Source organism: Rhodoferax saidenbachensis, assembly GCF_001955715.1.
In the GTDB taxonomy this organism is placed as follows: Bacteria; Pseudomonadota; Gammaproteobacteria; order Burkholderiales; family Burkholderiaceae_C; genus Allorhodoferax; species Allorhodoferax saidenbachensis.
On record NZ_CP019239.1, the window covers coordinates 3,942,834 to 3,963,517 of the forward strand.

Sequence of the window (20,684 nt, forward strand, 5' to 3'; positions counted from 1 at the left end):
GCCTGTCGAAGCCCCTCGACGGGCTCAGGGTGAACGGATCGCTGCTGCAAATTTGACGTCAGCCGGCTGCGGCATGATGCAGGGCTAACACCCCGAGAGAGACACGATGCGACTGGCCCTGCTGTCCGATATCCACGGCAATCTTCAGGCGCTCGAAGCCTGCCTGGCCCATGCGCGCGCGCAGCATGCGCAGCGTTTTGCCGTGCTTGGCGATCTGGTGGGTTATGGCGCCGCCCCTTCCGCCGTGGTGGACCGCATCCGGCTGCTCACCGAAGAAGGCGCCCTGGTGCTGCAGGGCAACCACGATGCCATGGCCGTGGACCCGCCCGCCGAGGTCAAGACCGTGGGCGACAGCACCGCCCTGTGGACCCATGAGCAGCTCAGCGACGACCAACTGGCCTGGCTACAGGCCCTGCCGCTCACGCTGCAGTTGGATACGGTGCTGCTGGTGCACGCCAGTGCCAACGACCCCGAACTCTGGCGCTACGTCTACGACCAGCGCGCCGCCACCGCCAGCCTGGATGCAGCCACCGACGGCTGGCCCGGTGTGCGCTATGTGTTTGGCGGGCACGTGCATGAGCAAAACCTGTACTACCGCGGCGCCGACACCGGGCTCATGAAATTCACACCCCTGCCCGGTGTGCCCATACCGGTGCCCAGACACCGGCAGTGGCTGGGCACCATAGGCTCGGTCGGTCAGCCGCGCGACGGCAAACCGCTGTCCATGTACGCGCTGCTGGACACCGAGCGCAGCCAGCTCACCTTCCACCGCGTGCCCTACGACCACCAGGCCGCCGCCACCGCCATCCGCGCGGCCGGCCTGCCCGAGTTTTTTGCCGAACGGCTGGAGCGCGGACGATGAAACTGCTGGAGCCTGGCGCCGTCCTTGATGGCTTCACCATCGAAGAGTGCATCCACTCAGGGGGCATGGCGCACATCTACCGCGTGCGTTACGCCCAGGATCGCCCCGGCCCGGGTTTTGCCATGGCCATGAAGATTCCACGTATGACAGCGGGCGATGGTGCCGAGAACATCGTGAGCTTCGAGATCGAGTGCCAGATCATGCAGGTGCTCACCGGTAGCCATGTGCCGCGTTTTGTCGCCGCCGGGGACCTAGTGCATGTGCCCTACCTGGTCATGGAGTACGTCACCGGCCACACGCTGCAGCACTGGCTGGACGCGGAAGAACGCCCCAACGTGGACGAGGTGGCCCGCCTGGGCACAGCCATGGCCCATGCCGCCCACGCGCTGCACCAGCAAAACACCGTCCACTTGGACCTCAAACCCGCCAACGTGTTGTTCCGCCCCGATGGCAGCGCGGTGCTGCTGGACTTTGGCCTGTCCTGCCACGCGCATTACCCCGACCTGCTGGCCGAGCAATTGCGCAAGGCCGTGGGCTCGCCCGCCTGGATCGCACCCGAGCAGGTGGTGGGTGTGCGCGGCGACCCGCGCAGCGACATCTTTGCCATCGGTGTGATGCTCTACGAGTTGTGCACGGGCGAGCTTCCGTTTGGCACACCGCAAACCACCGGCGGCCTGCGCCAGCGCCTGTGGATGGACCCGCCGCCGCCACGCAAGCTGCGCCCTGAGGTGCCGGAGTGGCTGCAGGAAGTGGTGTTGCGCTGCCTGGAACCGGAAGCGCGCAAACGTTATCCGTCTGCCGCACATCTGGCGTTTGACCTGAGCAACCCGGAGCAGGTGCAGATCACCGCGCGCGGGCGCAACATCCAGGGTACCGGCTTTGGCACGCACTTCAAGCGCTGGATCAAGGCCGCGGGCATGCATTACCAGCCCAGCCCGCTGCCGGCCCAGCAAATCGACGAAGTGCCCATCGTCATGGTGGCCGTGCCGCACAAGGACGTGACCGATTCCACGCTGTACTCGCTGCGCCAGGCCGTGGCGCGTGCGCTCGGCAACCGCCCCGGTGCGCGGCTGGCCTGCGTGACGGTGATTTCCTCCAGCCTGGGCAGCAGCACCGATGCAGAGAGCAGCGAAACTACTGTCCACCGGCGCTACCTCACGGCCCTGCGCCAGTGGGTGCAGCCGCTGGAACAGCCGGGCCACCAGATCTCCTGCCACGTGCTGGAGTCGGGCGACGTGGCCCAGGCCCTGCTGGACTACGCCACCGGCAACCAGGTCAGCGTGATCGTGATGGGCGCCGCCACGCATGGCCTCAAAACCCAGCGTTTTATCGCCACGGTGCCGATCAAGGTGGCGATGGACGCCCCCTGCACGGTGATCCTGGTCAAGCAGGTGCTGCCGTTTGAGCTGCTCGGCGAGAAGCCCCAACGGAGCAATGACGGATATTCAGACTCGGATTCGGACACGCCAGCAAGCAATGGGCTCTACGGCGACGACTTGGGTCCGCTAGGCTAGTCGTACGACCCGGCAGCGCATTTGGCGCACCGACGACAATCGGTGCATGCCCCACGCTTTTGAAACACTGACCCCCGACCTGGTACTGGACGCGCTGGAGGGCGTGGGCCTGCGCGGTGATGGACGGCTGACCGCACTGTCCTCCTACGAGAACCGGGTCTACCAGGTGCAGCTCGAAGACGGCACGGCGGTGGTCGCCAAGTTCTACCGGCCCGAGCGCTGGAGCGACGCGCAGATCCAGGAAGAACACGACTTTGCGGCCGAGCTGATGGCCGAGGACATTCCGGTCATCGGGCCGCTGGTGCTACAAGGGCAACTCGCCGCCGGGCCGCCCCAAGGCGAGTTGGCCCCCTCGGGGGGCAGCGACCCGCGCAGCGGCGGAGCGTGGGGGCCACGCACTCTGCACCACTTTGGCGGCTTTGCTTTCAGCGTGAGCCCACGCCGTGGCGGGCGCCCGCCCGAGCTGGACGACGGCGAGGTGCTGGAGTGGATTGGCCGCTTTCTCGCTCGCATCCACGCCGTGGGTGCCAAGCGCCCGTTTGTGCACCGCCCCGCGCTGGACGTGCAGACCTTTGCCATCGAACCCATGCAGTGGCTGCTGACCCACAACATGGTGCCGCTGGATGTGCAAAGTGCCTGGACCAAAGCCTGCCAGGACGCTATTGATTTAATAGCTGGTCGCGCAGACATGGCGGGGGCTACAGGCCAAAACAAGTCCAATGCCAGCGGTATACGCCAGTTGCGCCTGCATGGCGACTGCCACCCCGGCAACATCCTCTGGACGCCCACCGACGCCGCGGCCGCCGCAGGCCCGGGACCGCACTTTGTCGACCTGGACGACGCACGCACCGGCCCCGCCGTGCAGGACCTGTGGATGCTGCTCAGCGGTGACCGCCAGCAGCGCACCCGCCAATTGGGCATGCTGGTGGACGGCTACGAACAGTTCCGCGAATTTGACCGCACCGAACTGGCGTTGATTGAACCGCTGCGCACGCTGCGCCTGATCCACTACAGCGCCTGGCTCGCACGGCGCTGGAGCGACCCGACCTTTCCGGCCAACTTCCCGTGGTTTGGCTCCAGCGACTACTGGCAGGGCCAGGTGCTGATGCTGGAAGAGCAGATGGAAGCGATGCAAGAAGACCCGCTGGTGGTCTGAGCGGCAAGACCAGCGTCTGCGCCAAAGCGCCGTGCGTGGACGCCACGTGCCGGGTGTCGCCCCGTACCGTATTCCATGGCGCAGACCATCCAAATTGCTACTGAATATATAGCTGATTGCGCAACCCCAGAAAGGGCTACAGGCCTTTTTTACTCATAAAACTGCGTTGCACAAAGCCCAGCAACGCAACCAGCACCACAACCGCCAGCAGATACTGCACAGGCTGGTTTTCGGCAAAATCGAGCGCGTCTGTCACGAGGGTGTAGCCCGCCGCAACCACCAGCAGCGCAACCGTACGCAGCGCCCAGCTCTGCGCCTGGTACCAGGCCGCGGGCACCCGTTGCAACAACAGCTGCCCCAACAGCCCGCTGAGCAGACCCAGCGCGGCACCCACCATCACGTCACCGGGCCAGTGCGCCCCCACGGCAATGCGTGACAGACCCGCACCGGCGGCCAACAGCAACAACCAAGCATGGCGCCACCGGCGTGCCACAGGCAGTGCAAAGTAGATGCCACTGGCCACGGCAAAAGCGGTGAGCGTGTGCCCCGAAGGCATGGACACGTTGTGCAGCAGCTCGCCAACGATGCGCATCTGCGCGTTGTCCACCTCGGCCGCAGGGCGCGGGCTCTCAATGAAGAACTTGCCGGTGCGCGCAAACACGATAGCAAACGGCGCAGCACACAACCAGGCCCACAACAGGCGCGGCGCCAGCACCAGCAGCGGTGCCGTCACGCCCAGAATGCCCCAGGCATTGCCCAGCAATGACAAACCGGTCCACACCGGCGCAGCAACCGGGGCACACCAGCGGTTGATCGCCAGGAACAGCCCGGGCTCGGTCCAGTGCAGCCACAGCGGCGCCGACACCCCAAAAATCACCAGCGGCAGCCACCAGACCCAACGGGGCACGGTGGGCGTTGCAGGGACAGCGGACACGGGTTGCGATGTAGACATGGGAGACAGAAGTTCAGGGGGCGGTTTTCAGGCGCGGTTGCGGATCACCCGACCAGCCCTGACACGCATAAAACCAGAAACGGGACAGCGGCCGTCCCAGACGCACGACGTCCTGAGTGTCCAACAAGGTGCAGCTGGCAAAACCGTGGGGCGCCAGCGGTACGTCGTAGCTCATCTGCGACCAGTCCACCAACAGGGTGTTACCGCCCTGCGGCAGGTCGCCGGCCCACCAGTCGAACTGGTCGTAACGGTCTTCCAGCACATGCACCGGCAGTGGCCGCGCATACCAGCCCAGGCGGCTGGCCAGCGTCCAGTTTTGTACCGCCACACTGGTCAACTGGTGTTCTTGCGCCAGCACACGGGCACGCTGCCCGGCCTGCTGCCAGCCATGCAGGTCGGCAAACGGATTGGGGGCGTCACCAGCCTGCATCTGCGCAGCAGGCAGCAGTGGTACACCGCCACTGGCCATCAGGCCCATGAAGCCTGCGCACAGCAGCGCCTGCACGGCCACCAGCAGACCCACCCAGATGCGCCCGCGCCGTTGCACGACCTGGGCCAGCGCCACGCCGGCAAACGGGGCCAGGGCCACCCAAGCCGGCGCCGTCCAGTGCGGCAGACTGGAGCCACCGCCCGCCAGGGTCGCCAGCACAACAAACGGAATGGCAAACCACAATCCCAGTGTGCGCAACGCCCGAGCCGTACGCCGCACACCGGATGCGCCCCATAGCAGCAATGGCCCGAACACCAACACTTGCAACAGCAAAAAGCGCAGCACATGAACGAACTGCCAGGTGCTGCCAGCGCCATGCTGCGCCTGGTAGGTGAAAGAGATCCACTGGTTCTGCGCGTTCCACACCAGTACCGGCAGCACCAGCAGCAGCGCCACACCCACGGCAACCCAGGGCCACGGGTTGCGCAGCAGGCGCACGCCGTGGGCGCCGAGCAGGCAGGCGGCCACCGCGAGTGCCGCAAAAATGGCGGTGTACTTGGACAAGCCCGCCAGCCCCAGCAGCAGGCCCAGCAGGAGCCAGGGCCCGGGGCGCTGCACGGTGTTGGCATCCATCAACGCCAGGGTTTGCAACATCAGCGCCGCGGTGAAGAACATCAGCAAACTGTCGGGCAACAGCCCAACGCCCAGCACATGCAGCAAGGGGGCCAGCGCCAGCGCCAGCACGGCCCAGAACCCGGCAGACTCCCCATGCAAGCGCACGGCAATGCGGTGCACCAGCAAGGCGGTGCCCAGCCACAACAGCTCGGGAATCAGGCGCAACACCGCAGTAGGTGCGTCCAGTGCCACCAGCGGCCACTGCAGCCAGCCCACCAGCGGCGGATGGTCGAAATAACTCAGCGCGAGGTGCGTGGCATACAGCGCGTAGTGCGCCTCGTCCACCGACAGCCCGCTACTGGCACCCAGCGCGACATGCAGCAGACACACCAGCGCCAGCAACCAACGCAGGTTCCAGGGGGCAGAAAAAAGGGCGGGAGGCAGGCGCACAGGTCGGCAACTAGGCAAAAGGACAGGCCCGCAGTCTAAACTGCAGAGCTATCTCCCCTACCCAAACAAGGAACCCCATGCCCACTTACCACGTTGAAATGTTTGAAGGCCGCACGCCGGAGCAGAAAAAGAAGCTGGTGGAGGAAGTCACCCGGGTCACGGTGGAAGTGCTGGGCTGCTCACCCGAGGCCGTGGACATTGTGATTGCCGAGGTGAAAAAGGAAAACTGGGCCACCGGCGGCAAGTTGTGGAACGAGCCGCGGCCATAAAGTAAAAGTAGCAAGCACGAACCGATTTCGCATAAGCTGCGCGGCCCGCCCCGGAGTAAACTGTTTCCATGTGCCAACTCCTGGGTATGAACAGCCATTTGCCGGCCAGCCTGACGCTGAGCTTTACCGGCTTTTCGCAGCGCGGCGGTTGCACCGACCACCACGCAGACGGCTGGGGCATCGCATTCTTCGAGAGTGAGGGAGACCTGCCCGGCAAGGCCGCCCGGCATTTTGTCGACAAGGAAAGCGCATCCACCTCGCCCATTGCGAAGATGCTCAAGTCCTACCCCATCAAGAGCCACAACGTGGTGGCCCACGTGCGCAAGGCCACGGTGGGCGCGGTCACGCTGGAAAACTGCCATCCATTCACACGCGAACTGTGGGGCCGCTACTGGGTGTTTGCCCACAACGGTGATCTCAAGGAATTCAACCCACCGCTGCACGGCAGCTTCAAACCGGTTGGCACCACCGACAGCGAACTGGCATTTTGCTGGCTGCTGCAGGAGCTCAACAAATCACACGCCTCCGTGCCCAGTGTCGAAGAACTAACCAGCACCCTGGCCGAACTGGTGCCCAAAATCGCACGGCACGGCACCTTCAATTTTTTGCTGAGCAATGGCCAGGCCCTGTGGGCACACGCCAGCACCAAGCTGTGTTACGTGGTGCGCCAGCACCCCTTCAGCCATGTACAACTCAAGGACGAAGATGTGACGGTGGACCTGTCCGAACTCAACGGCCCGGAAGACCGGCTGGTGATCGTGGTGACCGAGCCGCTCACCACCAACGAAAACTGGGTGGCCATGGAAGCCGGTGAACTGCAGGCGTTTGTCGACGGCCGCCCCTTGAGCCGCGCGGTCTGCAAAACCACGCTGATTGCGGCCGCGGCAGCGGCCGCCGCCCTGCGCGAAGCAGAAGAGGCTGCGAAAGCCGCAGCCCGGGCGGTACCGGCTGCGGCTTGAGGCTTCAAGGGGCCACTGGCCCGTCAGCCCTCAGGGTTTGCAGCCGTACTGGCCTTTTTTCACATTCTCAAAGTAGCTCAGGTCGCCGCGGCAAACCGGTTTGTCCGCAGGAAATGCCGTGCCGGCTTTGGCTGCACAAGTGAAAGTGCCGGTCTTGGTATTGAGCTTGCCAGAGAGTTTCCAGCCTGTGCCGCAAACGTCTGCGGGCTTCAAGGCCGTAGGCTTGGCGGACAACGCCGGGCCCGTCACGGTGATGTCCACCGCACGCTCCTGGCCACCGCAGTTGGGGTGGTTTTGCACATTGCGCCCGCCGAGCGTCACATGGTACGTGCCCGGTTTGTCATAGGTGTGGGTAAGCACCAGGGGGACCGGGTTATTCACGTCGCTGACGCCATCTTTGCCACTGCCATCACCAAACCCGACCACAAAGCCACAGTAGTTGGCGTTGAGCACATCGATGTTGGCGCTGATGGTGACTGGGTCACCCACCTTGGCAGTCATGGGATTGGCCGTGATCGCCCCCAGGACCTGCGCTTGTGCCGACGCGACCAGGATGCCTGCACCGAGCAGCGCACCCACTTTGAATTTGATTTGCATGACTTGTCTCCTTGCGTAAAGCGCCACTGCCTGACATGGCAGCACCGCTGCCCGCCTATTGTGCGCGTTCAGCGTGCCAAAGCAAGCACTGCCGCTTCCAGCGCATCCACAAACATCGCAGGCACATCAAAGCCGGTCTGGTCATGGATTTCCTGGAAACAGGTCGGGCTGGTGACATTGATCTCGGTGAGACTGTCGCCAATCACGTCCAGCCCCACGAGCAACAATCCGCGCGCGGCCAGGATAGGCCCCAGCGCCTCGGCAATACGCCGGTCATCCGCGCTCAGCGGCAGGGCCACGCCCTTGCCACCGGCGGCCAGGTTGCCACGCACCTCACCACCCTGCGGGATACGCGCCAGGCAGAACGGCACAGGTTTGCCCCCGATGACCAGCACACGTTTGTCACCTTCGCTGATGGCGGGCAGAAACTTCTGCACCATCAGGGTCTGGGCGCCGTCCTTGTTGAGCGTCTCGATGATGCCGCCCAGATTCAGGCCATCGTCCTTGACACGGAAGATGCCCATGCCGCCCATGCCATCCAGCGGTTTCAGGATGATGTCGCGGTGCTCTGCGTGGAAGGCACGCACAGCGTCCGGCACACGCGTAACCAGCGTAGGGCCGATGAACTGCGGGAACTCCAGAATCGCCAGTTTCTCGGGGTGGTCGCGCAGCGCACGGGGCTTGTTGAAGACCTTGGCGCCTTCGCGCTCGGCCTGCTCCAGCAGATGGGTGGCGTAGAAAAATTCACTGTCGAACGGCGGGTCCTTGCGCATGACCACGGCGCCAAAGTCCTTGACCTCCCACACCGCAGGCGCGGCCTCGGTAAACCAGACATCGGGCTGGCCCGTAAGCGTGAGGGCACGCACGCGCGCCTGCACGCTCCCACCGCGCTGCCACACCAGCTGGCGCGGCTCACACGCGAAGATGCGGTGGCCGCGGCGCTGGGCCTCGCGCATCATCGAGAACGTGGTGTCCTTGTAGATCTTGAACGACTCCAGCGGGTCGGCCACAAACAAAATGTCCAGGGGTGTTTTCATGCTTTGGATTTTCCGAAATGTTGTACCAGGAGCGCCAGTGCGCCAGCGACCACGCCCCAGAAGGCCGAACCTACGCCCGCAATGACCACGCCACTGAGTGTGACCAGAAAAGTGATGAGCGCAGCTTCGCGGTTGGTGTCGTCCTTCAGTGCCGCCGTTAAAGCACCGCCAATGGTGCCCAGCAAAGCCAGCCCCGCAATCGCGGCCACCAGCTCTTTGGGGAATGCCGTCAGCACACCGGTGATGGCAGCGCCAAACAGGCCGATCACCAGGTAGATGGCGCCACACGATACGGCCGCGGTGTAGCGGCGGTCCGGGTTGGCGTGTGCTTCGGGCCCCATGCAGATCGCTGCAGTAATAGCGCTGAGGTTGATGGCGAATGCGCCAAACGGCGCCAGCACCAGCGTGGCCAGCCCGGTGAGCGTGATGACCTTGGAGATGGGAATGCCCGCATCACCCCCTTGCGCACGGCGGTCGGCATAGCCCGCAGCCTGGATGGCCGCCACGCCCGGCAGGTTCTGCGAGGCCATGGTCACGACAAACAGCGGCAGCGACAGGCTGATGAAGGCTGCCACCGAAAACTGCGGGGCCACAAATACCGGCCATGTGATACCAAAAGCAATGTCCACCGGCTTGAAACCTGCGCCAACAGCTACGAAAACAATAGCAACCAGCAGGGTCAGCGGCACCGCGTAACGCGGCATGAAACGCTTGCCCAGCAAATACGCCAGCACCATGGTGGCGACCAGCGGCAAGGCGGTTTGCGCAGCACCAAAACCGGACAGACCAAACCGCGCCAGCACGCCGGCCAGCAGCGCCGAGGCCAGCGCCAGCGGAATGCGGTTCATCACGCGCTCAAACCAGCCGGTGGCGCCCACCAGCGTAATCAACAGCGCGCACAGGATAAAAGCGCCCACGGCGTCGGCCATGTTGAAGCCACCGGCCAGACCGGCCGAGGCCAGCACCGCTGCGCCCGGTGTGCTCCAGGCCACCATCACGGGCTTCTTGAGCCACAGCGAGGGCACCAGGGTGCACAGCCCCATGCCAATGCTCAGCGCCCACATCCACGAGGCGATGATTTCAGGGCTGGCACCAAAGGCCTGTGCGGCCTGGAAAACGATGGCAACGGAACTGGTGAAACCGACAAGCACGGCCACAAAACCGGCGGTCGCCGCCGAGAGGCTGAGGTCTTTGAAAAATTGCATGCGGGCCATTGTGACACCGCATGCATGCCCTTGATGGGCGGTGCGGTACCCGCTAAATTTCGATCTTCGAGCCCAGCTCCACCACCGAGTTGTTGGGCAAGTTCAGGAAGTCGGCCGCGCCACTGGCGTTGTGGTGCATCTGCGCAAACAGTTTTTCGCGCCAGGGCGCCATGCCGTCGCCCAGCGTGGGCACCACGGTGTCGCGCGAAAGGAAGTAGCTGGTTGTCATGGCTTCCAGCTCACAGCCCCGGCCCTTGATCTGCTGCAGTGCCTTGGGGATGTCAGGGTCGTTCTTGAAACCGTAGTGCAACACCACCTGCCAGCAGTCATGGCCCAGGGATTCGATCTGCAAGCGTTTATCCATGCCGATCCACGGGATCTCGTGGTTGCGTACGGTGACAAACAGGTTGTTGGCGTGCAGCACCTTGTTGTGTTTGAGGTTGTGCAGCAGCGCGTTCGGCACGGTGCCGACCTCAGAGGTCAGGAACACCGCGGTACCTTCCACACGAACGGGCGGCACCACAAACACGGCTTCCAGAAAACTCTTGAGGTCGATCGCGTCAGCGCGCAGCTTGGCATTGAGCAGGTGGCGGCCATCTTTCCAGGTCATCATGAGTGTGAAGATGGCACCGCCAATCATCAGCGGGAACCAGCCGCCGTCAAACAGCTTGAGCAGGTTGGATGCCCAGAAGGCAAAGTCCACCACAAAGAAGAAACCGGTCGCCGCCACGCACAGCCACAGCGGGTACTTCCAGCTGTAGCGCACGACGTAGAAGGTCAGCACCGTGGTGATCAGCATGTCGGTGCACACGGCAATACCGTAGGCACCGGCCAGGTTGCTGGACGACTTGAACATCACCACCGCCAGTGCGATGGCCACAAACAAGCCCCAGTTCACAAACGGCAGGTAGACCTGCCCGGTGTCGCGCACGCTGGTGTGTTCGATCTGCAAACGCGGCAGGTAGCCGAGCTGGATGACCTGCTTGGTCACCGAGAAAGCGCCCGAGATCAGCGCCTGCGACGCGATCACCGTGGCCATGGTGGCCAGGATGACCAGGGGGATCAGCGCCCAGTCGGGCGCCATCAGGAAGAACGGGTTTTTGACGGCTGCCGGGTTTTGCAACAGCAGCGCACCTTGGCCAAAATAATTGATCACGAGCGCCGGCATGACCACCGAAAACCAGGCCAGGCGGATCGGCTTTTTGCCGAAGTGGCCCATATCGGCATACAACGCTTCGGCCCCCGTGACGCACAAGACCACAGCGCCCAGGATGATGAAGGTGATGCCCGGGTTGTTCCACATGAAGCCCAGCGCGTAGTGCGGGCTGATGGCCCACAGGATTTCCGGGTGGTCCACGATGTGCATCGCGCCCAGCAGCGCCAGCACGGTAAACCACACCAGCGTGATGGGGCCAAAAAACTTGCCAATGCCGCTGGTGCCACGTTTCTGGACAAAAAACAGGCCAAACAGGATCAGCAGCGTGATGGGGATAACAAATTTCTTGGAGGCCGGCGTGATGACCTCCAGGCCTTCCACCGCCGACAGCACCGAGATGGCCGGGGTGATGACACCGTCACCGTAAAAAAGGCAGGTGCCAAAGATGCCCACGATCAGCAGCACGCGCCGCAACTGGGGCCGGTGTTTGACCGACATGGAGGCCAGCGCCAGCATGGCGACCAGCCCGCCCTCGCCGTTGTTGTCGGCCCGCAGCACCAGCACCACGTACTTGATGGAGACGATGACCGTCAGCGTCCAGAAGAAGATGGACAGGATGCCGTAGACATTGTCGGTGGTGAAGGGCACATGGCCGGAGCCAAAGACCTCTTTCATCGCGTACAGGACACTGGTACCGATGTCTCCGTAGACGACACCGATGGCGCCGAGGGTGAGCGCCGCGAGAGACGATTTGGATGCTGACACAAAATCACCCGGCTGCAGCCTGCCGCCGGGGTCCGTTCCATTTGGGATCGCTATTTTGCGCCCGGCCAGCCCCCTCGCCGGGCTGAAAAGGGCTATTTTTCATGCCCTTCAAAGGATGTTGCAGTGCAGCAACCCGGCCCTTGACAGGCCGCGTCGGAACCTAGCTGTACTGCTCGGCTTCGGGGTCGGTGGCTTCCAGCTCGTAGCTGGCGGCCAGCATGGCCAGGCGGCCGATCACGCCGTACATGTAGAAGCGGTTGGGCGCGCTGGCACCGGGTTTGATGCCTGGCTGAGGTAAGTGCGTACTCTCGGCAAAAGCCAGCGGAACGTAGCTGGAGCCTGGTGCGTTGAGGCTTTCGTCCACACCCCGCTCGGCATGCACGCGGTAAAAACCGCCCACCACGTAACGGTCCATCATGTAGACCACGGGCTCGGCCACGGCGTCGTTCATGCGTTCGTTGGTCAGCACACCTTCCTGGATGATCAGTTCGCAGGGGCCTTGCAGGCTGGTCTTGCCGGCCATGGTGCCGCGCAGGGTGGCCAACTCTTTGGCATCGCGCACGGTCATGATGCCCATGCCGCTGCTGCTGTTGTCGGCCTTGACGATGACAAACGGCTTTTCCTTGATGCCGTATTCCTTGTATTTCTTCTTGACCTTGGTCAGCATCGCGTCCACCCGGCTGGTCAGCGCGTCCAGACCGGCGGGGCTGCCGCAATCCACGCTCTCGCACTTGTCGAACATCGGGTTGATCAGCCAAGGGTCCACACCAATCAACTTGCCAAAACGCTTGGACACTTCTTCGTAACACTTGAAGTGGGTGCTCTTGCGCCGCGTGGCCCAGGCCGCGTGCAGGGGCGGCAGCAGGTATTGCTCGTGCAGGTCTTCCAAGATGCCTGGCACACCGGCGCTCAGGTCGGTGTTGAGCAGGATGGTGCAGGGATCAAAGTCCTTGACGCCCAAGCGCCCTTTGGTGCGCACCACAGGCTCCAGCGTGATGGACTCGCCGCCGGGCAGTTCGATCACCGTGCTTTTCTTGACGTCCGGACTGATGGAGCCAATGCGCACATTGAGTCCCGCCATGTGGAAGATGCGGCGCAACTGGGCCAGATTGCTCAGGTAGAAGGTGTTGCGCGTGTTGTTCTCAGGAACGATCAGCAGGTTGCGCGCCTCGGGGCAGATTTTCTCAATCGCCGCCATGGCCGCCTGCACCGCCAGCGGCAGCATGGATGGGGTCAGGTTGTTCCAGCCACCGGGGAACAGGTCGGTATCGACCGGCGCCAGCTTGAAGCCGGCATTGCGCACGTCGACCGCGGAATAGAAGGGCGGTGTGTGCTCCATCCACTCCAGGCGAAACCAGCGCTCGATGGCGGGCATGGAGTCCAGCACGCGCTGCTCCAACTCATTGATGGGGCCGGTAAGGGCAGTGACGAGGTGCGGGACCATACAGCGCTTTCAAATAGGGAGACCCATTTTAGGGGTCGCACCTAGATGATGATTCGCGGCCGGATTTCAAGTCCGCAGGATTCGCCCTGCAAGCAGCACTTCGCCGACGCGCGTCGTCAGACGCGCACCTCCCCGTCCCCCAGCACCACGTACTTCAGCGACGTCAGCCCCTCAATGCCCACGGGACCGCGGGCGTGGAACTTGTCGGTGCTGATGCCGATCTCCGCGCCCAAGCCAAACTCGAAACCATCGGCAAAACGCGTGCTGGTGTTGACCATCACGCTGGCTGAGTCCACCTCACGCAGGAATCGCTGCGCGTGCATGTGGTCGCGCGTGAGGATGGCGTCGGTGTGGTGGCTGCTGTACTGGTTGATGTGGGCAATGGCTTCGTCAATGCCCTCCACCACCTTGATGCTGATGATGGGCGCCAGGTACTCCTCGAACCAGTCGCTCTCTTGCGCCGGCACTAGCTTGGGCTCCAAAATTGCTCCTGGTTTGATAGCTGCTTGCGCACTACCCATGGGGGCTAGAGGCACTTTTTGCTTCAAAATGGCCAGCGCTTCGGGGTCGCAGCGCATCTCAACGCCTTTGGCGGCGTAGACCGCGCCGATCAACGGCAGGAACTCCGCCGCCGCACCGCGCGCGACCAGCAGGCCTTCGGCGGCGTTGCAGGGGCTGTATTTGTTGGTCTTGGCGTTGTCCGCCACCTTGACCGCCATGGCGATGTCGCAGGGGTCGTCCACATACACATGGCAGTTGCCGTCCAGGTGTTTGATGACCGGCACCTTGGCGTCGCGGCTGATGCGCTCGATCAGGCCCTTGCCACCGCGCGGGATGATCACATCCACATACTGCGGCATGGCAATGAGCTGCCCCACCACTTCGCGGTCGGTGGTCTGCACCAGCTGCACCGCGTCGGCGGGCAAGCCGCTTTCCACCAGCGCCTGCTGCACCAGCTTGGCCAGTGCCTTGTTGGAGTCAATCGCCTCGGAGCCGCCGCGCAGGATGCAGGCATTGCCGCTTTTGATCGACAGGCTGGCCGCCTCAATCGTCACATTCGGGCGGCTCTCGAAAATCATGCCGAACACGCCAATCGGCACCCGCATCTGCCCCACGCGGATGCCGCTGGGCTGCTGCTTCATGCCAATGATTTCGCCAATCACATCCGCCATCGCCGCCAGTTGCTCGCAGCCTTGCGCACAGGTCTCCAGCACCTTGGGCGTCAATTTCAGCCGGTCCACCATGGGCGCGGACAGGCCATTGGCCATAGCCCGCTCGATGTCCTTGGCGTTGTCCACCTGCAGGGCGGCTGTGTTCTCGCGCAACAGCCGCGCCAGGGTGCGAAGCGCTACGTTTTTAGTAGCTGACTGCGCGCGCGCCATAAGGGCAGAAGCCACTTTTGCCTGTGAACCCAGGGCGTGGGTGTATTCGGTGATGTTGGTCGCATTCATGGGGGGATTTTCGCAGATTGCAACTGTTGACTTACATGTGCTTTCAGTCCGAAGGTCAAAAACTGCTCTGGTTGCGCATTCAGCTACGCTGCGACACTAATTTCTGAAGCTCTACCTTAGATGTCTCATCAAGAAGATCAAAAACTGTCTTTCCATCCATTCTTTTGTGTCTCGCATCTGCGCCAGCCGATAGCAACAACGCAGCGATTTCACGAAATGCAGTCATATTGAAGCTGCCTGCTGCCCACATCAAAGGCGTTGCGCCATCACCATCAAACTGATTGGGATTGGCCCCGCTATCCATTAGTAGCCTGACGGCATTCGTGTTTCCTTTGCCAGAGGCAATCATCAGAGCGCTCACCCCGCCATGGGTCTGGGCATTCACATTTGCGCCTTTCTCCAATAGCTTCTTAATAACAAAGCCACGTACTTCTTTTCGCCCTTGTCCTATGTCGCCCTCACCCACGGCGTACATCAATGTCGTTTGTCCAGATGCATTAATAGCTTTCGCGTCTGCTCCCACATCCAAAAGCATTGTTGTTAGACCGAAGTCACCAACTGTAGACGTCCCCTCCGATTTCAACGCAAGCAGCAGAGGGGACTCACCCCGCTTATTTTGGACGTTGACATTGGCACCGCGCTGAATGAGCGCATTCATTACATCCATGCGTCCATATTGGGTGGCAAACAGCAGTGCACTAGTGCCTTCTGAATCCAAATCGTTAACCGCGATACCGTTTTCCAGAAGAAAATCGACCATTTGAGGGTGTGTCACCCAAAACAATGCCGTCTCCCCATTTCGAGTCTTCGCTTGGACATTTGCTCCGGCAGCAATCAATTTCTTTACAAGCGGCAATGGAGCGTCCTCTTTGTTCACAGCATCCATCAATGCCGTCCAACCGTCCTTTGCCGAAATATTGACATTCACTTTTTTTGCCAAGAATGCATCCACCAACTGTGAATCTCCAAAGCGGCGGATAACCAACATCAGTGGCGTTTGACCATTGACCGGGCTTACTCCTGCAGGATCTCCGCCATTTGCCAATAAGAGTTCAATAGCTGACTTTGGCGCAGCAAAGCATGCAGAAAAGAACAGACTGACTCCGAAGGCATTTTTTTGATTGGGGTCTTCCCCTTTTTGCAGCAGCTCTCGAATTTTTTCACCATCTCCACGCAACACGGCTTCACCAAGCGTTTGTGCATTCAACGTGAACGTTATGAGCGCCGCCATGCAAAAAAATACGAATTTATTCATGTCAACTTGCCTTTGAGAGGTCTCAATATATTGCTTACGGACCTAGACGTCCGGTGTGGGCTGCAGAAGTTGCTACGCACCAATCTCAGTATTTGCCAATTAACGGCAGCACTGTAAAAGTGCTACTTTACTTACGTAGCGTTGGTAAAAGAGAGCGAAGCCAATACTCCTTACCCATCAATTAGCGCGAACGGTTTTGGAAATTCCCGGCACCCGCAGGCGCCACCGCACACAGGCCACACAGCTGCAACGCCAACCGATGCAGTGCCTGCCAGCCCGTGGTCGGCCAGTCGGGCTGTTTGAGGCCTTTGACAATGCCGTCCACCACGTGCGCGGACTGCAGCAGTTCGGCCAACTTGCTTTCCGACAAACGTGGCAGCACGCGCTCAAACAGGCGTTCGCGCGGGCCCCAGATACGGTTCTCGCGCAGGGCCATAGGCAGGGGTCGGCCTTCGGCGATGGCGTCTTTCACGCGTTTCAAGGCGCGGATGTCTTCGGCCAGTGTGTAGTGCACCAGCACCTCGGCTTCGCCTTCGGCCTGCAGGCCGTCGAGCATGCGCTGCACGCGCTGGGCTTGGCCAGCCAGTACGGCTTCGCTGAGTTTGAACACGTCGTAACGCGCGACATTGAGCACGGCGCTTTCCACCTGTTCGAACGTCAACACACCACCATTGGCTTCGGCAGGAAACAGCAGCCCGAGTTTCTGGATTTCCTGGTGCGCGGCGAGCAGGTTGCCTTCCACACGGTCGGCGAAAAACTGCAGCGTGCGCTGGCCTTGTTCACCAGGCTCCACACGCTGACCCTGCGCACCCAGGCGTTGGGCGATCCAGGTGGGCAGCGCATTACGCTCCACCGGACTCACTTCCAGCGTGACACCGTTGCCATCCAGTGCGCCGAACCAGGCGCTGGATTTGGTCATCTTGTCCAGGCGCGGCAGCAACACGATGGTGAGCAACGTGTCGTTGCCCTGCGCCGCAACGGCTAACTGCTGCAAGGCAACGCTGCCATCCTTGCCGGGCTTGCCACTGGGGATGCGGATTTCAACGATTTGTTTGTCGGCAAACAGGCTCAGACTGCCGCCTGCGGCCAGCACTTCGCTCCAGTCGAAGTGGGCACCGGCCACAGTGTGTGAGGTGCGTTCGGTGTAGCCCTGTTCGCGCGCCACGGCGCGGATGGCATCGAGCGCTTCCTGCTGCAGCAGCGGTTCGTCGCCGTGCAGCGTGTACAGGCTTTTGAGCCCGCGTTGCAGGTGGTTGGTGAGCTGGTTGGCGCCGATTTGCATGGTGCGAGTTTACAAGGCGCTCATCATTGAAGATAGGACTACGACCCCCTTCGTTCGGGCTGAGCTTGTCGAAACCCTCAACAAGGCTTGGCTCGTCAACGCTGTGTTTCGACAAGCGCAACGCGAACGGATTGCATCAGAAGAGCACCGAGGCTTCGACAGGCTCAGCCCAAACGGAGGTATGTGTCCGCGCCGCCTCAAGCCGCCAGTTCGAGTGTGCTGGCAGCCGGGGCCAATGCGGCGCACACCAGTTGCGTCGCCGCCTGGGCCGTGCGGCCGCCAAAGTCGCGCAGCGGGTTGTATTCGGTCAGCTCCATGGCGACAAAGCTCGGGTCTTGGCTGCAACCGGCCAGAACTTGCAACGCATCGGCCAGGCGGATGCCAGTTTCCACGGGTGTGCCGGTACCGGGCGCGTCCAGCGGGTCCAGGCCATCGAGGTCGAAGCTGATGCCCCAGCCCGCGGTACTGGCCTGCACACGTTGGCGCGCTTCTTCAAAACATGCGGCAAAGCCGCGCTCCAGCACCTCGGGCATGAACATCACACGCACGTTGAGTTGCGCCAACAGGTCGACTTCTGCCGGTTCGTAGCTGCGCGCGCCAATCACCACCACGTTCTGCGGTAAGAGCTTGCCCCTCCAGCCATACAGGCCGGTCATGCCTTCGGAGCCATGGCCCAGCAGTGCCGCTAGCGGCATACCGTGCGGCGCCTGGCTGTCGGAGGTGTCGGGCGTGTGCGCGTCCAGATGCGCGTCGATCCAGATCAGGCCCAGCGTGCCTTGTGGCCGCAATGTTTCGGCCACTGCGCTCCAAGTGCCTACAGCGCAGGAATGGTCGCCACCGACGACCAGTGGTTGTTGACCCAGGTGCAGCACCTTTTCCACTGCGGTGGCCAGTTCTCCGGAAAACGCTTCAATCGCGCCCAGGCGGCTGGTGGCCAGGCGTGGCTGCGCGGTGACGCTCTCGCCCCAAGTGACGGTACGGCCGGTGGCGGCCAGGCCCTGCGCGATGCCGTGTTCACGCAGCGCAGCAGCACCCCACTTGCAACCGCCATCGCTGGCGCCCTCGCCGACTTCGGCGCCAATCAGGTGCAGTACGCGGGCGTTCATGCGGCTTTGCGCAGCACAGGGCGTGCGGCGGTGGCACAACCAAACAGGTCCTTGGGGTCTTTCAGATCCGGCACCAGGTCAACCGTGCTACCGATGCCGAGCTTCTGCGCCAACTGGTGCACATAACGCAAGGCAGAGAGGTCTTCCAGCGCAAAACCAACCGAGTCAAACAGCGTGACTTGCTCTGCGTTGTCACGGCCCACTTGGGTACCCGCCAACACTTTCCACAAAGGATAGGTCTGGAAGTCCGCAGGCATTTGCTGCAGCTCGCCTTCCACGCGGGTCTGTGGCTCAAACTCCACGAACACCTTGGCACGGTCGAGGATGCTGGCCTGCAGTTCGGTCTTGCCGGGGCAGTCGCCGCCCACGGCGTTGAGGTGCATGCCGGGTTCGATCATGTCGGCGGTGAGGATGGTGGCGTTGGTCTTGTCGGCGGTGACCGTGGTCACGATGTCGGCGCTCTGTACGGCTTCGCGCGTGGAGGCGCAGCGCACGATTTTGAGCGCGCCGCTGTCGGTAAAGGGACGCAGGTTGGCGACCATCTTGTCGGTGGCTTGGCTGTCCACATCAAACACACGCAGCGTGGTGATGCCCAACTGGGTCATGAACGCAATGGCCTGGAACTCGCTTTGCGAGCCGTTGCCAATCAAGGCCATGGTCTTGCTGTTTGGGCGCGCCAGCGCCTTGGCCGCAATGGCCGATGTGGCGGCGGTGCGCAGTGCAGTGGTGATGGTCAACTCGCTGAGCAGTTCGGGGTAACCGGTGGCCACGTCGGCCAGCACACCAAAAGCCATCACGGTGGACAGGCCCTGCAGCGGGTTCTTGGGGTGGCCATTGACGTACTTGAACGCGTACAACGCGTCATCCGACACGGGCATCAGCTCGATCACGCCGTTGGTGCTGTGGTTGGCCGTGCGCGGAGATTTGTCAAAGTCTTCCCAGCGCAGAAAGTCTTCGCGAAGGGTATCGGCCATCTCGGCCATCATGCGGGCCGCGCCGTGTTGCAAAACCAGTTGCTGCATGTCCGCAACGTCGATGTAGCGTGTCATGACGCATCTCCTGAAGTATTCAGAAAATTGTAGGTTTGGGGGTACGACAGCAGCCGACGAAGCGGGTGCCGTAAAGGGCGCAAAACGCTGGCTTTGCGCGAGACAACTTCCGTTTCGGAAGTTTTGTGCAAAAGGCCGCGGTTCAGGCCCGGTCGCGGACCATCAGCGGAAAGCCCGCGAATTCCTTGACCGTTTGCAGCTCGGTGCTGGTGACCACCTTGTCGATGCCCAGGCCTACATCGTCAATCCAGGTGTTGGTGAGGTCGCGGTAGTGTGCCAGATCACGGCATGCCAAGCGCACCAGGTAGTCGTAGCGGCCGCTCACCAGGTAACAGGCAATCACCTCGGGACAGGCCACCATGGCCTGCTCAAAGCGTTGCACGGAGGCCTGGCGCTGGTCCTTGAGCGCGATCTCGGCGAACACCGAGACATGTTCGCCCAAAGCTGCGCGGTGCAGCATGGCGCGGTAGCCTTCGATCAGGCCATCTTCTTCGAGCCGGCGCACGCGGTTGAGCGTGGCGCGGGCCGACAAGTTGACCACCTCGGACAGCGCCTGCGCGCTCATGCGGCCATCGCGTTGCAGCAGCTCCAGCAGGGTTTGGTCCACACGGTCAAACTGCACGGGGCTACTGCTCCAGGCTTTTCACGGCAGCCAGGCGGCGCAACAACTGCTGCACGATGTCGGTCTGCATGTCGCGGTACAGCAAGCTTTCTTCGGCCTCTTTGGCCAGCACTGCAGATTCGTTGAAGCTGATGTCACGCTGTTGCACGATTTCAGTGGGGGCGATCAACTCGCGCCCCAGGGGGGTACGCAGGCGAAAGCGCACCCGTGTGCGCAACTGGAACTCGCGCACCTGGCCCGAGGCGTTCACACCCACCACGGTCTTCTCGCGCAGCTCCTGCAGGATGTCCAGAATCACATCGGGCGCGGGTTGCCCTGCTGCTGCAGGCGCCACAGGGCGCACCATGCCACCCAGGTAACGTGCCATATCGGTGGCCACACCACCACCGTTCTCCGGCGTGACAGCAATGGTCTGGAATACAAACGTTTGTTTGCTGCGCAACTGGAAGCCGCAGCCCGGCAGCAGGCTGGCAACCAGGACTAGTGTGAGCAGACTGCGGCGCTGCAT

General features: G+C 62.4%; 19 protein-coding genes. 5 read left to right on the top strand and 14 right to left on the bottom strand.

What is annotated here, in order from left to right; all coding sequences use genetic code 11:
- Positions 1–106: 106 nt before the first annotated feature.
- Genes RS694_RS18720 through RS694_RS18730 form a run of 3 tightly spaced genes read left to right on the top strand, consistent with a single transcriptional unit; the run spans position 107 to position 3,532 of the window.
- Positions 107–862, top strand: a complete 756-nt coding sequence (locus RS694_RS18720; protein ID WP_029706578.1) for a metallophosphoesterase family protein — start codon at positions 107–109, stop codon at positions 860–862.
- Positions 859–2,376: a serine/threonine protein kinase gene (locus RS694_RS18725; RefSeq protein WP_076069909.1), complete on the top strand. Its 1,518-nt coding sequence runs from the start codon at positions 859–861 to the stop codon at positions 2,374–2,376. The genes RS694_RS18720 and RS694_RS18725 overlap by 4 nt, the downstream gene beginning before the upstream one ends.
- A 46-nt stretch (positions 2,377–2,422) precedes the next feature.
- Entirely contained in the window at positions 2,423–3,532 is a 1,110-nt protein-coding gene (locus tag RS694_RS18730; protein ID WP_029706581.1) for a serine/threonine protein kinase, read from the top strand.
- Positions 3,533–3,668: 136 nt separating this feature from the next.
- On the opposite strand, the gene RS694_RS18735 is transcribed toward RS694_RS18730, so the two are convergent.
- Both RS694_RS18735 and RS694_RS18740 read right to left on the bottom strand, forming a co-directional pair.
- On the bottom strand, positions 3,669–4,484 hold the full coding sequence (locus RS694_RS18735; protein ID WP_051391753.1) for a phosphatase PAP2 family protein: 816 nt from the start codon (positions 4,482–4,484) through the stop codon (positions 3,669–3,671).
- Positions 4,485–4,497: 13 nt separating this feature from the next.
- The gene (locus tag RS694_RS18740) at positions 4,498–5,979 is read right to left on the bottom strand and encodes an ArnT family glycosyltransferase (RefSeq protein ID WP_161631555.1); all 1,482 of its coding nucleotides are present in this window, start codon (positions 5,977–5,979) and stop codon (positions 4,498–4,500) included.
- 77 nt (positions 5,980–6,056) lie between these two features.
- Between RS694_RS18740 and RS694_RS18745 the strand changes: the two genes are divergently transcribed.
- Positions 6,057–6,248, top strand: a complete 192-nt coding sequence (locus tag RS694_RS18745) for a 4-oxalocrotonate tautomerase (RefSeq protein WP_029706585.1) — start codon at positions 6,057–6,059, stop codon at positions 6,246–6,248.
- A 68-nt stretch (positions 6,249–6,316) separates the two neighbouring features.
- Complete coding sequence (locus RS694_RS18750) at positions 6,317–7,207, top strand: class II glutamine amidotransferase (RefSeq protein ID WP_081708564.1); 891 nt, start codon at positions 6,317–6,319, stop codon at positions 7,205–7,207.
- A 30-nt stretch (positions 7,208–7,237) separates the two neighbouring features.
- On the opposite strand, the gene RS694_RS18755 is transcribed toward RS694_RS18750, so the two are convergent.
- From RS694_RS18755 to RS694_RS18810, 12 genes are all read right to left on the bottom strand, one after another.
- The gene (locus tag RS694_RS18755; protein ID WP_029706587.1) at positions 7,238–7,804 is read right to left on the bottom strand and encodes a PKD domain-containing protein; all 567 of its coding nucleotides are present in this window, start codon (positions 7,802–7,804) and stop codon (positions 7,238–7,240) included.
- Positions 7,805–7,872: 68 nt separating this feature from the next.
- Entirely contained in the window at positions 7,873–8,829 is a 957-nt protein-coding gene (gene gshB / locus RS694_RS18760; protein WP_029706590.1) for a glutathione synthase, read from the bottom strand.
- 8 nt (positions 8,830–8,837) lie between these two features.
- On the bottom strand, positions 8,838–10,046 hold the full coding sequence (locus tag RS694_RS18765) for a benzoate/H(+) symporter BenE family transporter (protein ID WP_029706591.1): 1,209 nt from the start codon (positions 10,044–10,046) through the stop codon (positions 8,838–8,840).
- Between the two features lie 52 nt (positions 10,047–10,098).
- Positions 10,099–11,967 carry a potassium transporter Kup gene (locus RS694_RS18770; RefSeq protein ID WP_029706592.1) on the bottom strand — a complete coding sequence of 623 codons (1,869 nt, stop codon included), beginning with the start codon at positions 11,965–11,967 and terminating at the stop codon, positions 10,099–10,101.
- Between the two features lie 160 nt (positions 11,968–12,127).
- Positions 12,128–13,411, bottom strand: coding sequence for a glutamate--cysteine ligase (gene gshA, locus RS694_RS18775; protein ID WP_076069912.1), 1,284 nt, complete (start codon positions 13,409–13,411; stop codon positions 12,128–12,130).
- Positions 13,412–13,527: 116 nt separating this feature from the next.
- Positions 13,528–14,862, bottom strand: coding sequence for a glutamate-5-semialdehyde dehydrogenase (locus RS694_RS18780; RefSeq protein ID WP_029706594.1), 1,335 nt, complete (start codon positions 14,860–14,862; stop codon positions 13,528–13,530).
- A 79-nt stretch (positions 14,863–14,941) separates the two neighbouring features.
- Positions 14,942–16,117 carry an ankyrin repeat domain-containing protein gene (locus RS694_RS18785; RefSeq protein ID WP_037246798.1) on the bottom strand — a complete coding sequence of 392 codons (1,176 nt, stop codon included), beginning with the start codon at positions 16,115–16,117 and terminating at the stop codon, positions 14,942–14,944.
- A 181-nt stretch (positions 16,118–16,298) separates the two neighbouring features.
- On the bottom strand, positions 16,299–17,399 hold the full coding sequence (gene holA / locus RS694_RS18790; RefSeq protein WP_029706599.1) for a DNA polymerase III subunit delta: 1,101 nt from the start codon (positions 17,397–17,399) through the stop codon (positions 16,299–16,301).
- A gap of 197 nt (positions 17,400–17,596) precedes the next feature.
- Positions 17,597–18,505: an arginase gene (locus RS694_RS18795; RefSeq protein WP_029706601.1), complete on the bottom strand. Its 909-nt coding sequence runs from the start codon at positions 18,503–18,505 to the stop codon at positions 17,597–17,599.
- Entirely contained in the window at positions 18,502–19,554 is a 1,053-nt protein-coding gene (locus RS694_RS18800; protein WP_029706602.1) for an ornithine cyclodeaminase, read from the bottom strand. The genes RS694_RS18795 and RS694_RS18800 overlap by 4 nt, the downstream gene beginning before the upstream one ends.
- A 142-nt stretch (positions 19,555–19,696) precedes the next feature.
- Entirely contained in the window at positions 19,697–20,176 is a 480-nt protein-coding gene (locus RS694_RS18805; protein WP_029706604.1) for an Lrp/AsnC family transcriptional regulator, read from the bottom strand.
- A 4-nt stretch (positions 20,177–20,180) separates the two neighbouring features.
- Entirely contained in the window at positions 20,181–20,684 is a 504-nt protein-coding gene (locus tag RS694_RS18810) for an LPS-assembly lipoprotein LptE (protein ID WP_029706605.1), read from the bottom strand.